This is a genomic window from Thioalkalivibrio paradoxus ARh 1, from assembly GCF_000227685.2.
In the GTDB taxonomy this organism is placed as follows: Bacteria; Pseudomonadota; Gammaproteobacteria; order Ectothiorhodospirales; family Ectothiorhodospiraceae; genus Thioalkalivibrio; species Thioalkalivibrio paradoxus.
Genome location: NZ_CP007029.1, coordinates 3,113,291 through 3,126,861, shown reverse-complemented (window position 1 = coordinate 3,126,861; position 13,571 = coordinate 3,113,291). Strand labels below are relative to the sequence as shown.

Genomic DNA, 13,571 nt, shown 5'->3' with positions numbered 1-13,571 from the left:
CCCGCCAGTCCCGGCCTTTCTGGCTGCAGCGCGCTCGACCGGTGTTGGGGGCGGGTGCCCGGGTCGTGGTTGGCATGGCGCTGGCGGGCGTGCTGGTGCTGGGGGTTGCCGCGATGGCGCAGGTCGATCTGGACCGTCTTCGGCAACTGGAGCGGGTCGAGCTCCAGGGCGAGCCGCGGCAGGTCGACCGGGCCCAGATCGAGGCGGTGGTGGCAGCGCACCCGCGTGGGTTCCTCGCGCTGGATCTCGATGCGCTGCGCGGTGATCTGGTCGCGCTCCCCTGGGTGGAGTCCGTGCAGCTGCGCAAGCGCTGGCCCGACACCCTCGAGGTGCAAGTGATCGAACCGCTCCCCGTCGCGCGCTGGGGCGGCGACCGGCTGGTCGACCGGCATGGCGAGATCTTCGGCCCGGTCGACCTCGACGAGTGGCAGTTTCTGCCCGCGCTCGAGGGCGAGGCGGGGCGCCAGGTCAGCCTGATGCATCGCTATCTCGCGGCTGCGGCGCGGCTGGCCGACGCCGAACTCGAGGTGTCCGGCGTGCGCGAGAGTGCGCGCCGGGCGTGGATCATTCAACTGGAAGGAGGGGGTGAAGTGCTGATGGGGCGGGATGATGATCTGGCGCGCCTGGACCAGCTGGTAGCGCTGATGCCGATCCTGCGCGAGCGCAACCCGGAGCCGCTGGCTCGGGTCGATCTGCGGTATCCGCGCGGCGTCGCGGTGGCCTGGCAGGAGGCGCCGGCGGAAAGTGCGGCAGAAGCGAAGACGGTGATCCGATGAGACGCAAGACGGGGCGCAACGTGATGGCCAGGAAGTCGGAACAGGGCCTGATCGTGGGGCTGGACATCGGCACATCCAAGATCGAGGCGGTCGTCGGCGAAGCCAACGAGGAGGGCGTGATCGAGATCATCGGTATCGGTTCGTCGCCTTCGCATGGCTTGAAGAAGGGGGTCGTGGTCAACATCGAGTCGACGGTGCAGTCGATCCAGCGGGCGGTCGAGGAGGCAGAGCTGATGGCCGGCTGCGAGATCCACTCGGTATACACCGGCATCGCGGGCAGTCATATCAAGAGCTACAACTCGACCGGGGTGGTCGCGATCCGGGTTCAGGAGGTCAGTGCCGGCGATGTCGAACGGGTGATCGACGCGGCGCGTGCGATCGCGATTCCGGCTGACCAGCGCATCCTCCACGTACTGCCGCAGGAGTACATCATCGACGGCCAGGAGGGCATCCGCGACCCGATCGGCATGTCCGGGGTGCGCCTGGAGGCGCGCGTACACCTGGTCACCGGCGCGGTATCGGCGGCCCAGAACGCGGTGAAGTGCATCGAGCGCTGCGGTCTTCGCGTCGACGACATCATCCTGGAACAGCTGGCGTCCAGCTACGCGGTGCTGACCGAAGACGAGAAGGATCTCGGCGTGTGCCTGGTCGACATCGGCGGCGGCACGACCGACATCGCCGTGTTCGCCAACGGCGCGATCGCGCACACCGCGGTGATTCCGATCGCCGGCGACCAGGTCACCAACGACATCGCGGTGGCGCTGCGCACGCCCACGCAGTACGCCGAGGAAATCAAGGTCAAGTACGCCTGCGCGCTGCGCCAGCTCGCCGACCCCGGGGAGACGATCGAAGTGCCGGGGGTGGGCGACCGGCCGGCCCGCCGACTCTCCCGGCAGACGCTCGCGTCGGTGGTCGAGCCGCGCTACGAGGAGTTGCTGCAGCTGGTCCAGGCGGAACTGCGGCGTTCCGGATCGGAAGAGCTGATCGCCGCCGGCGTGGTGCTGACCGGGGGGTCGTCGCGCATGGAGGGCGTGGTGGACCTGGCCGAAGAGGTGTTTCACATGCCGGTACGCCTCGGGATGCCGCACAGCGTCAGCGGCTTGATCGACGTGGTGCGCAATCCCGTTCATTCCACCGGTGTCGGCCTGCTGTTGTATGCGCAGCAGGCCCGGCTCGAGCAGGAAACCCGCCCGCCGGGCGCCGGCCTTCCGGGGATCTGGGCGCGGGTGAAGAACTGGTTTTCGGGGCATTTCTGACCCTGGGAGGAGGACGGCCGGCCCGCTCGCCGGCCGGGTAGCTGCACGCTGATGTCAATCTGCAACAGGAGGACACAACCATGACGTTCGAATTGATGGACACCTTTACCCAGAGTGCGACGATCAAGGTGATCGGAGTTGGAGGAGGGGGCGGCAATGCCGTCCAGCACATGGTCTATTCCCAGCTCGAGGGCGTCGACTTCATTTGCGCGAACACCGATGCCCAGGCGCTGAAGAGCCTGGGCGCGAAGACGCTGCTGCAAATGGGCGGCGACATCACCAAGGGACTGGGCGCGGGAGCCGACCCGGCGGTCGGGCGTGAGGCAGCGCTGGAAGACCGGGAGCGCATCCAGGAGTTGTTGCAGGGCGCGGACATGATCTTCATCACTGCCGGCATGGGCGGTGGCACCGGAACCGGCGCGGCCCCGGTGGTCGCGCAGCTCGCAAAGGAGATGGGGATTCTGACCGTCGCGGTCGTCACCAAGCCGTTTCCGTTCGAGGGCAAGAAGCGTATGCAGGTGGCGATGTCCGGGATCAAGGCGCTGACCGAGCAGGTCGACTCGCTGATCACGATCCCGAACGAGAAGCTGCTCTCGGTGCTGGGCAAGAACACCAGTTTGCTGGACGCGTTCAAGGCCGCGAACGACGTGCTGTTCGGCGCGGTCCAGGGCATCTCCGAACTGATCACGCGCCCCGGCCTGATCAACGTCGACTTTGCCGACGTGCGCAACGTGATGCGCGAGATGGGCATGGCGATGATGGGGACCGGTGCCGGGCATGGCGAGGATCGCGCGCGCCAGGCGGCCGAAGCCGCGATTGCGAGCCCGCTGCTCGAGGACATCGACATCTCCGGCGCGCGCGGCATCCTGGTCAACGTGACCGGTGGGCTCGACGTCGGGATCGGCGAGTTCGAGGAGGTCGGCGAGGCGGTCAAGATGCTCGCATCCGAGGATGCAACCGTCGTTGTCGGCACGGTGATCGACCCCGAGATGCAGGACGAGCTGCGGGTGACGCTGGTCGCGACCGGTCTGGGCAGCCCGGTCAAGCCCGTGGAGCAGGAGCGGCCCAGCGTGCGGGTCGTCGACGCACCGCCGCGACGCGCCGTGGGTTCGGACCTGGACACCCTGGAACGCCCCACGGCGCTGCGCCGCGGCGAGGCCGAGGCGGTCGACTACGCGGGCCAGACCGGAATCGACGTGCTGGATATCCCGGCGTTTCTGCGCAAGCAGGCCGATTGAACGGAATCGGCGCAATCGTACGAATGAATCGAGGTCGTCTATGCAGGGTGAGCGGATTCCTGCAATAATGCCGTCATTGTTGTGTGCAGGCTTGGGCCCGGAACCTTTCCGGGCCCAGGGGCCGGCCCCTGCCCTGGAGTGATCGAGCGTTGATCAGACAGAGAACGCTGAAGAACAGTATTCGCGCGACGGGCGTCGGCCTGCACACCGGTGAAAAGGTGACCCTGACCCTGCGGCCCGCGGCACCGAACACCGGCGTCGTCTTCCATCGGACCGACCTCGCCCCTCCGGTCTCGATCCAGGCGACCGCCGACAACGTCGGCGATACGCGTCTTTCGACCACGCTGGTCAGCGGCAACGCCCGGGTATCCACGGTCGAGCATCTGCTGTCTGCGGTGGCCGGGCTCGGGATCGACAACCTGCACGTCGATGTCAGCGCCCCCGAAGTGCCGATCATGGACGGCAGCGCGGGTCCGTTCGTGTTCCTGCTCCAGTCAGCGGGTCTGGACGAGCAGGATGTGCCGAAGAAGTTCATCCGCATCAAACGCCCCGTCGAACTCCACGACGGCGACAAGTGGGTCCGGTTCGACGTCTACGATGGTTTCAAGGTCGGCTTCTGCATCGATTTCGAGCACCCGATGTTTACCAGCGGCAGCCAGCGGGCCGAACTCGATTTCTCCTCCACTTCGTTTGTGCGCGAAGTCTCGCGCGCCCGAACCTTCGGTTTCATGCGCGACATCGAGGCACTGCGGGCCAACCAGCTCGCACTGGGCGGAAGCCTGGACAACGCGATCGTGCTCGACGACTTCAAGATCCTGAACGAGGACGGGCTCCGCTACGAGAACGAGCTCGTGAAACACAAGATCCTGGATGTCGTCGGCGATCTCTATCTGCTGGGGCACAGCTTGATCGGGGCCTTTACCGGCCACAAGTCGGGCCATGCGCTGAACAACCAGCTGATCCGGCGCCTGAAAAGGGATCCGGACGCCTGGGAACTGGTCACCTTCGAGGACGATTCCCAGCCCCTGCCGATCTCGTTCGGGCAGCTCACCCAGACGCTGACGGGCTAGTTCGCGCCCCTGCTTGCGCCAGCCTGCGCAGCGCTTCGGCGAGGCGACCATCCGCGATCCCGGCGGCGGCACTCTGGAGTGCCTGACGCGCAGCAGCCGGAATGGCCCGGTCGATCGTGCCGGACTCCCGGGGTGCCGCAGCGGCCTGGAACGGCGCCCCGGAGAATACGACGCGCACCGCCCCGATCGCGGGCCGTCCGGCGGCCGCGAGCGTCTTGCGGATGTCGCGCTGCAGGAAGCGCAGCTCGGTCGCGGTGCCGCGATCCCGGCAGGCCAGGATCAGCGTGCCCTCGTGCAGACTCACCCGGACCAGCCCGCTCGACAGCTGCGCTCCGAGCAGCCCCGTGAGATCCCGTTCCAGCCCGGCATCGACCTGTGAACGCCGGCGCCAGGCGGAGTCGATGTACCGGGCGAGCGGCTGGGGTGCCGACCGGCGTTCGCGGGGCTCGTCCAGGTTGCCAGGCATGGGCGTTTCCACTTCCGGGATAGGGAGTTGGGCCGGAACCGGCTCCGCGCGCCGCCGCAGCGGAAGCGGCGGGCAGCCGATCCCAGGATGGTTTATCCTATCCGGCTTTCACTGCATTGTCCCGCGGGTTCTCATGGTCACCAGTTTCGTACGCAAACTCTTCGGCAGTCGCAACGACCGCATCATCAAGCGCTACCAGAAAGTGGTGCAAAGGGTCAACGCGCTGGTCGAGGAAACCGAGAAGCTTTCCGATGCCGAGCTGCAGGCGAAGGCGGACGCGTTCCGTGCGCGCCTGGGGCAGGGCGCGACGCTCGAGAGCCTGTTGCCGGAGGCCTTCGCGGTCTGCCGTGCAGTCAGCGAGCGGGTGCTCGGGATGCGGCATTTCGACGTGCAGCTGATCGGCGGAATGGTGCTCAACGACGGCCGGATCGCCGAGATGCGCACCGGCGAGGGCAAGACGCTGGTGGCCACGCTGACGGCGTACCTGAACGCGCTGTCGGGCGAAGGCGTGCACGTGATCACGGTCAACGACTACCTGGCCCGGCGCGATGCGGTCTGGATGGGCAAGCTCTACCATGCGCTGGGGTTGTCGGTCGGCGTGATCAACAGTTCCGGCGGTCAGGGCGTCGACGCGTCCTCGTATCGTTACGACCCCGATTATCAACCCGAGGGCGAGGGTTTCCCGCGGCTGCGGCCGGCGACCCGGCGCGAGGCCTACGCCGCCGATATCACCTACGGCACCAACAACGAGTTCGGCTTCGATTATCTGCGCGACAACATGGCGTTCCGCGCCGAGGACCGCGTGCAGCGCCCGCTCAACTATGCGATCGTCGACGAAGTCGACTCGATCCTGATCGACGAAGCGCGTACCCCGCTGATCATCTCCGGCCCGAGCGGCGACAGCTCGGAAATGTACGTGCGCATGAACGGGGTCGTCCCGCAGCTGACGCCTCAGGAGGACGAGGAATCCGAGGGCGACTACTTCGTCGACGAGAAGGCGAAGCAGGTGTTCCTGAGCGAAGAGGGCCAGGAAAAGGCCGAGCAGCTGCTGCACGAGGTCGGCCTGCTCGATTCCGGGCAGAGCCTGTACGATGCCGCGAGCATCCCGGTGCTGCACCATCTGAATGCCGCCCTGCGCGCGCACGCGCTGTTCAAGCGCGACGTCCAGTATCTGGTGCGCGACGGCAAGATCCTGATCATCGATGAATTCACGGGCCGCACCATGCCCGGCCGGCGCTGGTCCGAGGGCCTGCATCAGGCGATCGAGGCCAAGGAAGGCGTTCCGATCCAGCAGGAAAACCAGACGCTGGCCTCGATCACGTTCCAGAACTACTTCCGCCTGTACGACAAGCTCAGCGGGATGACCGGCACTGCCGATACCGAGGCCTACGAGTTCCAGACGATCTACGGGCTCGAGGTCGTCGTGATCCCCGGCAACAAGCCGTTGAACCGGAACGACATGCAGGATCTCGTCTACCTGACGCAGGACGAGAAATACGACGCGATCATCAAGGAAGTGAAGTGGTGCATCGAGCGCGACCAGCCGCTGCTGGTCGGCACCGCGTCGGTCGAGGCTTCCGAGCGCCTGGCGCAGGCCCTGACGAAGACCGGGATCCACTTCGAGGTGCTGAACGCAAAGCAGCACGAGCGCGAGGCGCACATCATCGCCCAGGCCGGTCGCCCCGGGGCGGTCACGATTGCCACCAACATGGCCGGCCGCGGCACCGATATCGTGCTCGGCGGCAGCCTCGACGCGGAACTCGAGGCCCTCGGTGCCAACCCCGACCCGGCCGAGGTCGAGCGCGTGAAGGGCGAGTGGCAGCAACGTCACGATGCGGTGGTCGCGGCGGGCGGACTGCATATCATCGGTTCCGAGCGCCACGAGTCACGGCGCATCGACAACCAGCTGCGCGGCCGATCCGGGCGCCAGGGCGATCCGGGTTCGAGCCGTTTCTTCCTGTCGCTGGAAGACAACCTGATGCGCATCTTCGCCTCCGAGCGGGTGCGTGGCCTGATGCAGCGTCTCGGGATGCAAGAAGGCGAAGCGATCGAGAACGCCTGGGTCAGCCGAGCGATCGAGAATGCCCAGCGCAAGGTCGAGGCGCACAACTTCGACATCCGCAAGCAGCTGCTCGAGTACGACGACGTCGCCAACGACCAGCGCCGCGTGATCTATGAGCAGCGCGCGGAGCTGCTGACCAGCGAAGATATTTCCGAAACCATCGATGCCCTGCTGCAGGACGTGGTGAATGCCACCATCAGTCAGCACTTACCCCCGGGCAGCGTCGAGGATGAATGGGAGATCCCGGCATTGACGACCGCGCTCAATTCGGAGTTCGGTCTGGATTTGCCGATCCAGGAGTGGCTGGATACCGAAAAGGATCTGCACGAAGAGCCGCTGCGCGAGCGCATCGTCGACAAGGCCCGTGCGGTGCTCGAGGAGAAACGCACGTCGCTCGGCGACGACATGATGAAGCGGCTGCAGCGCGACGTGATGCTGCAGGTGCTGGACAGCCAGTGGAAGGAACATCTGGCGGCGATGGATTATCTGCGTCAGGGCATCGGCCTGCGCGGGTATGCGCAGCGCAACCCGAAGCAGGAATACAAGCGCGAAGCGTTCGCGATGTTCGAGGCTCTGCTCGAGCGGATCAAGCACGACGTGATCAAGCTGCTGCTGCGGGTTCAGCTGCGCTCTGAAAGTGCGGCCGAGGAGTTCGGGCGTCGGTTCGCGCGCGCCCCGGAAGGCGTGCAGTTTCGCCACGAGGATCCGGGCAGCCCGCTGCAAGGGCCGCAGGGCCAGCAGCGGGGGGAGGCGGACGATTCCTCCCAGCCGTTCCGTCGCGAGGGCCCGAAGCTTGGGCGCAACGACCCGTGCTGGTGTGGGTCGGGGAAGAAATTCAAGCATTGCCACGGGCGCTTGAACTGAGGTCCGCGCATGGCTGTCGCACTGCAGGCGCCTGACCGACTCGCCCCGGTTCCCGGTATCCGTCTCGCCGCGGGGGCCGCTGGCATTCGCTACCCGGGGCGCGACGACCTGGTGCTGATCGATGCCGGTCCGCAGGCCGCGGTGGCGGCGCTGTTCACCACCAATGCGTTCAGTGCCGCGCCGGTTCGTGTCGCGAAGGAACACCTGGCCGGCGCGCGTGCGCGCTGGCTGCTGATCAATTCCGGCAACGCCAATGCCGGCACCGGTTCCGAAGGACTGGCCGCAGCCCGCCACTGCTGCCGCGCGGTGGCCCGCCAGACCCGGGGCGAGGCCTCGGCGGTGCTGCCGTTCTCGACCGGCGTGATCGGTGAGCCTCTGCCGGTACACCGGATCGAGGATGCGCTGCCTGGCCTCGTGGACGGGCTGCGCGAGGATGCCTGGCTCGACGCCGCGCGGGCGATCATGACCACCGATACCGTGCCGAAGGGTGGCAGCCGCAGCGTGGAACTCGCCGGGGGCACCGTGACGCTGACCGGGATCGCGAAGGGATCGGGGATGATTCACCCCGACATGGCGACGATGCTTGCGTTCATCGGCACCGACGCGGACATCCCTCCCGATCTGCTGCGCTGGATGCTGGTCCGTGCGGCTCGCGAAAGCTTCAACGCGATCACCGTCGATGGCGACACCTCGACCAACGATGCCCTGGTCTGTGTGGCCAGTGGCGCCAGCGGCGTGCAACCGGGCAGCGAAGCCGATCTGGATGCCTTTGCCGGCGCGCTGCAGTCGCTCTGTCTCGAGCTGGCCGAGGCGATCGTGCGCGACGGCGAGGGCGCGACCAAGTTCGTCCGCGTCACGGTGCGGGGCGGGCGCGACGCCGGCGAAGCCCGGCGCGTTGCGGAAACGGTGGCGCTGTCGCCGCTGGTGAAGACCGCGCTGTTCGCTTCGGACCCGAACTGGGGCCGGATCCTCGCCGCCGTGGGCCGCGCCGGCGTCCCGGATTTCGAGATCGACCGGGTCGGCATCGCGGTGAATGGCGTGAACATCGTCGCGGGCGGCCGCCGGGCCCCGGGCTATACCGAGGCAGCCGGCCAGCAGGCGTTTTCCGAGCCGGAACTGGAGATCGCGATCGACCTCGGCAGGGGCGCTGCCGGTTACCGCAAGTACACCTGTGACTTCTCCTACGACTACGTCCGGATCAACGCCGACTACCGTTCCTGATCTGCGCATAGCGGTGGGCCTGCTGCGTGATGCGGATGGCCGGGTGCTGGTTTCCCGGCGCCGCCGGGACGCGCATCTTGGGGGCCTCTGGGAGTTTCCCGGCGGCAAGTGTGGCGCCGGAGAGCCGGCACGCGCTGCGCTGGACCGGGAGCTGCAGGAAGAACTCGGGATACGCGTGCGCGACGCGGTGGAAACGCTCGTGATCCCCCATCGCTACCCTGATCGGCGGGTCGAACTGCGGGTGTTTCGGGTCGATCGCTGGGAACAGGCCGTGGTCGCCCGCGAGGGCCAGCCGTTGCGCTGGGTGGACCCGGAAGGGCTCGATGCCCTCGCGTTCCCGGCCGCGAGCCGGGCGATCGTGCATGCCGCCCGGCTTCCCGGAACCTACCTGGTTTCGCCGGAGCCGCCGTCGCCGGCGCAGATCGCAGAGTGGGTGGACTGGGTGGAACAGGGGATCATCGCGAACGGGGTCCGGCTGCTGCAGGTACGTGCCCCGGGCCTGGAGCGCGAAGCGTTCCTCGACTATGCGGGTCGGTTGCTGGAGGTCGCGGCACGGCATCGCGTGGAGGCCCTGGTGAATGCGCCCGAAAGCTGGCTGGACCGCCTGCCAGCGGCTGGCTGGCACCTGACCGAGCAACGCCTGCGATCGCTACGGGCGCGCCCCGACCGGGAGGGCTGGCTGGCGGCGTCGGTGCATGATCGCGACGGCCTGCTGCGGGCGATGGCGTTGCCGGTCGATTTCGTCGTCGTGGCGCCCGTTCGGCCGACCCGAACGCATCCCGGTGCCCGTGCCCTCGGGTTGCCGGCGTTCGCGACGCTGCGTGCCGAGGCGAGCTGCCCGGTGTTCGCGCTTGGGGGAATGACCCCGGACGATCTGCCCGCGGTGCGCGCGCTGGGGGCTCAGGGCATTGCCGCGATTCGGGGGCTGCTGCCCGCAGCCCGCGCCTGATCGCTGTCGCGATGTGACCGCAGCGGGCTCCGCCGGTCGGGGCGCTAGATCGCGCAGCAGCTCAGCTGGAACGGGATGTCGCGGCCAACGATCCGCGGGCGGTCGTGGAAGTCGCCCGGATCCAGGAAGCGGACGGTGAATCGCTGGCGCCCGGCGCTGATCTCCGGGTAGCACTGCAGGTCGGCGGTCACCGAGACCCGGATCAGCTGCCAGGCATAGTTCGTGTCCAGGGACTGCTCGTAGTAGCCGTCGTGCCCGATCACCTGGTGCGGGTGTCCGGCTGCGCGCATGAAGGTCAGCACCTGGGTGATGGCCTCGGCGACGGTCTCCAATGGCTGGAACCACTCGAGCAGCAGTTCTTCGCGGGCAGCTGCAGGCTGTGACAGCCAGTAGTGATAAATCGGCAGGTCGAAGTCGCAGGCGCCGCCGGGGAGTGCGGTCCGCTGCCGTATGCTGGTGAAGAACTCGTTGCCCTTGATGCGCTGGTCGAGTGCGCCGACCTGGTCCTCGAGCCGCCCGAGCAGCCGCCGTTGCCCCTGCATGGTCAGCGTGAGCCGTTCCTGGTCGACGCCGGACTGGGTCGATAGCCGGTTCAAATTCGCGATCTGGCGTTCGATTTCGCCCATCAGTTCGCGCTTCACGTCGACACGACCGGCCAGGGAATAGATATCGACCAGCACCATCAGCGCATGGTGGTGATCATAGTCCCGGCCTTCGAGGCTGGTCTGGCGGAACCGATCGATCAGCGTTTCCATGCGCAGCAGCAGGCGCACGCGCTCGTGCAACGGTTGCTCGAATGTCAGTATGGATTCGGTCAAAGCATCCAGTCCGGCGAATGGCTGCCCAGTATCGGGCATGTCCGCGGTGCATTTCCACCCGTCCCGGTCGAAGCTGCGACCTGCGTCAACGCCCTCAGCCGGATCCGTGCCGAGGAATCAGCCGGCCGTGCTCCGGTAGATTCGGTCGAGCTCCCGCACCCGGTTTTCGAGTGCCGCGAGCCCGTCGGTCTGGCTGTTGTCGATAAGGTCGTCGGCCACGCTCAGCCGTGCCTTTCGCGGGGCCTGGGTGCGGACCATCGTCCATGCGGCGCGCTCATCGACACGATCCCGCGTCATGATCCGCTGTACCTGCACCTCCTCGGGGCAGTCGACCACCAGGATGCGGTCGACCCGGTCCTGCCAGCCCGCCTCCAGCAGCAGCGGAATGACCAGCACGACGTACGCCGCCGATGGGTGTAGTCCGGCGATCCGTTCTTCCATGGACCGGCCGATCGCCGGATGGGTGATGGCCTCGAGCCGCGCGCGCAGCGATGGGTCGGCGAAGATGCGCCGGCGCAGTGCCGCCCGGTCGAGGCTGCCGTCGGCACGGCGCAGCCCGTGGCCGAACTCGCGGAAGATCCGTTCGAGCAGCGGCTGCCCGGGTGCGAGGAGTTCGCGGGAGAGGCGATCGGTGTCGATCACCGGTGCGCCGATTGCCTCGAAGAACTCGGCGACCCGGGTCTTGCCGCTGCCGATCCCTCCGGTCAGGCCGATCCGGAGGATGGTCACGGCGGCAGATACGCGGCGATCAGCGTGTCGCCCCAGATCAGCGCCAGCCATCCGGCCGCGGCCAGATAGGGACCGAACGGGATCGGCACGTTGCGGTCGCGCCCGCGCAGCAGGATCAGTGCGATGCCGACGATCGCCCCTGCCAGCGAGGCGAGCAGCAGGATCAGCGGCAGTGCCTGCCAGCCGAGCCAGGCGCCCAGTGCGGCGAGCAGCTTGAAATCGCCGAAGCCCATGCCTTCCTTGCCGGTCAGCAGCCGGAAGCCGTGGTAGACCGCCCAGAGCGCCAGGTAGCCGGCGACCGCTCCGATCACCGCGGATTCGAGGTCGGTGAACAGCCCGAACAGGTTCGCGACCAGGCCCAGCCAGAGCAGCGGCAACGTCAACTGGTCCGGGAGCAATGTGGTGCGCGCGTCGACCCCGGCCGCGGCGATCAGCACCCCGGTGAGGGCGAGGGCCGCGAGGCCGGCGATGCCGACACCGAGCTGCCAGACGGTGACCGCGAACAGCGCGGCGGTGAGCAGCTCCACCAGCGGGTATTGCCAGGAAATCCGGCCGCCGCAGCCCGGGCAGCGCGCCCGCAGCAGCAGGAAGCTGAGTACCGGGATGTTCTCCCGGGCGCGGATCGCGCGCCCGCAATGAGGGCACTGCGAGCGCGGCCACCAGAGGTCGTAGCGCGGCGATTCGGGGGCCTCGGGCTGTTCCAGGATTGCACGCGCCTCGTGTTCCCACTCGCGCTGCATCATCCGCGGAAGCCGGTGGATCACCACGTTCAGGAAGCTGCCGACGATCAGGCCGAGCACGGCCACCGCCGGAATCGCCCAGGCAGCGGGCACTTCAGTCCAGAGCATCATCGGCTGAGTGTCGCAACTGCAGCCCCGGCGTCCCCGGACCAGCGCCGGGCACGCGCCACTAGATCACCTGGCCCAGCATGAAGATCGGCAGGTACATCGCGATGACCAGGCCGCCGATCAGCACCCCGAGCACAACCATGATCAGCGGCTCGAGCAGGCTGGACAGGCTGTCCACTGCGTTGTCGACCTCCTCCTCGTAGAAATCGGCGACCTTCGCGAGCATCGAGTCGAGCGAGCCGGATTCTTCGCCGATCGCGACCATCTGCACGACCATGTTCGGGAAGACGTTGGTGTTGCGCATCGACCATTGCAGCTGGGCCCCGGCCGCGGTCTCCTCGCGCATCCGCTCGGTGGCCTCGGCGTAGAGGGCGTTGCCGGTCGCTCCGGCCACCGAGCGCAGCGCCTCGACCAGCGGCACGCCCGCCGCGAACATCGTCGACAGCGTCCGGGCGAACCGCGCCACCGCCGCCTTGCGCAGGATCGGCCCGATCGCGGGTATCCGCAGCACCGCGAGGTCGACGAAGCGGCTGAACCGGGGCGATCGCCGCCGCAGCTGAACGAAGACAAAGCCAATCGCGACCATTGCCGCGAGTATGGCCCACCACCATGCCTGCACGAATTCCGAGAGGTTCACGACCATGCGGGTGAACGCCGGCAGGTCCGCGCCGAAGCCGACGAACAGCGCCTCGAACTGAGGCACCACGAAGATCAGCAGGATTGCGGTCACGACGATCGCAACCACGATCACCGCGGCGGGATAGAACATCGCCTTCTTGATCTTGGCCTTGAGGCTTTCGGTCTTCTCCTTGTAGGTCGCGACCTTGTCGAGCAGGGTTTCCAGCGTGCCCGACTGTTCACCGGCCTCGACCAGGTTGGTCACCAGATCGTCGAAGTGTCGCGGATGCTTGGCCAGCGCCGCTGCGAAGGTCTCGCCCCCCTCGACCGAGGACTTCAGGTCCATGATCAGCGCCGACATCGTCGGGTTCTCGTGCCCGCGCCCGACGATGTCGAACGCCTGCACCAGCGGTACGCCGGAGCTGAGCATCGTCGTCATCTGACGCAGGAAATAGGCGATGTCGACCGGCTTGATCCGCTTCTTGGTCGAAAACAGCGACTTCGGCTTCTTGCGGATCTTCAGAACGTTGATGCCGTTACGGCGCAGCTCCGCTCGCGCGAGCATTTCGCTGTCGGCCGGGGTCTCGCCTTTCACGCGAGTCCCTTTCTTGTTCAGGCCCTCCCAGATAAAGATTGTCTCGGTCTCTGCCATGGGT

The 13,571-nt window shown here is 67.3% G+C and carries 12 protein-coding genes; 7 read left to right on the top strand and 5 right to left on the bottom strand.

Going from position 1 to position 13,571, the window contains the following annotated elements; translation table 11 throughout:
- Positions 1 to 41: 41 nt before the first annotated feature.
- From THITH_RS13995 to lpxC, 4 genes are all read left to right on the top strand, one after another.
- Positions 42 to 776: a cell division protein FtsQ/DivIB gene (locus THITH_RS13995; RefSeq protein ID WP_025367584.1), complete on the top strand. Its 735-nt coding sequence runs from the start codon at positions 42 to 44 to the stop codon at positions 774 to 776.
- A 20-nt stretch (positions 777 to 796) separates the two neighbouring features.
- Complete coding sequence (gene ftsA, locus THITH_RS13990; RefSeq protein ID WP_025367583.1) at positions 797 to 2,032, top strand: cell division protein FtsA; 1,236 nt, start codon at positions 797 to 799, stop codon at positions 2,030 to 2,032.
- A gap of 80 nt (positions 2,033 to 2,112) precedes the next feature.
- Complete coding sequence (gene ftsZ, locus THITH_RS13985) at positions 2,113 to 3,270, top strand: cell division protein FtsZ (RefSeq protein WP_006747197.1); 1,158 nt, start codon at positions 2,113 to 2,115, stop codon at positions 3,268 to 3,270.
- 149 nt (positions 3,271 to 3,419) lie between these two features.
- On the top strand, positions 3,420 to 4,340 hold the full coding sequence (gene lpxC, locus THITH_RS13980; RefSeq protein WP_006747198.1) for a UDP-3-O-acyl-N-acetylglucosamine deacetylase: 921 nt from the start codon (positions 3,420 to 3,422) through the stop codon (positions 4,338 to 4,340).
- Here lpxC and THITH_RS13975 read toward each other — a convergent pair.
- Entirely contained in the window at positions 4,318 to 4,806 is a 489-nt protein-coding gene (locus THITH_RS13975; protein WP_006747199.1) for a DciA family protein, read from the bottom strand. The two genes, lpxC and THITH_RS13975, sit on opposite strands and share 23 nt — an antisense overlap.
- Before the next feature lie 133 nt (positions 4,807 to 4,939).
- Here THITH_RS13975 and secA point away from each other — a divergent pair, with 133 nt between their 5' ends.
- The 3 genes from secA to THITH_RS13960 are packed head-to-tail and all read left to right on the top strand — an operon-like array spanning position 4,940 to position 9,902.
- On the top strand, positions 4,940 to 7,732 hold the full coding sequence (gene secA, locus THITH_RS13970; protein ID WP_006747200.1) for a preprotein translocase subunit SecA: 2,793 nt from the start codon (positions 4,940 to 4,942) through the stop codon (positions 7,730 to 7,732).
- 9 nt (positions 7,733 to 7,741) lie between these two features.
- Positions 7,742 to 8,953, top strand: coding sequence for a bifunctional glutamate N-acetyltransferase/amino-acid acetyltransferase ArgJ (gene argJ, locus THITH_RS13965; RefSeq protein ID WP_006747201.1), 1,212 nt, complete (start codon positions 7,742 to 7,744; stop codon positions 8,951 to 8,953).
- A 13-nt stretch (positions 8,954 to 8,966) separates the two neighbouring features.
- Positions 8,967 to 9,902 (top strand): Nudix family hydrolase, encoded by a 936-nt coding sequence (locus THITH_RS13960; protein WP_006747202.1) that lies wholly within the window; start codon positions 8,967 to 8,969, stop codon positions 9,900 to 9,902.
- Positions 9,903 to 9,946: 44 nt separating this feature from the next.
- Here THITH_RS13960 and zapD read toward each other — a convergent pair whose 3' ends face one another.
- The 4 genes from zapD to THITH_RS13940 form a co-directional block, all read right to left on the bottom strand.
- Positions 9,947 to 10,759, bottom strand: a complete 813-nt coding sequence (gene zapD, locus THITH_RS13955) for a cell division protein ZapD (protein ID WP_006747203.1) — start codon at positions 10,757 to 10,759, stop codon at positions 9,947 to 9,949.
- A 78-nt stretch (positions 10,760 to 10,837) separates the two neighbouring features.
- Positions 10,838 to 11,449 carry a dephospho-CoA kinase gene (gene coaE, locus THITH_RS13950; protein WP_006747204.1) on the bottom strand — a complete coding sequence of 204 codons (612 nt, stop codon included), beginning with the start codon at positions 11,447 to 11,449 and terminating at the stop codon, positions 10,838 to 10,840.
- The gene (locus THITH_RS13945) at positions 11,446 to 12,297 is read right to left on the bottom strand and encodes a prepilin peptidase (RefSeq protein ID WP_025367580.1); all 852 of its coding nucleotides are present in this window, start codon (positions 12,295 to 12,297) and stop codon (positions 11,446 to 11,448) included. The genes coaE and THITH_RS13945 overlap by 4 nt, the downstream gene beginning before the upstream one ends.
- A 61-nt stretch (positions 12,298 to 12,358) precedes the next feature.
- On the bottom strand, positions 12,359 to 13,567 hold the full coding sequence (locus THITH_RS13940; protein WP_006747206.1) for a type II secretion system F family protein: 1,209 nt from the start codon (positions 13,565 to 13,567) through the stop codon (positions 12,359 to 12,361).
- Positions 13,568 to 13,571: the final 4 nt, after the last annotated feature.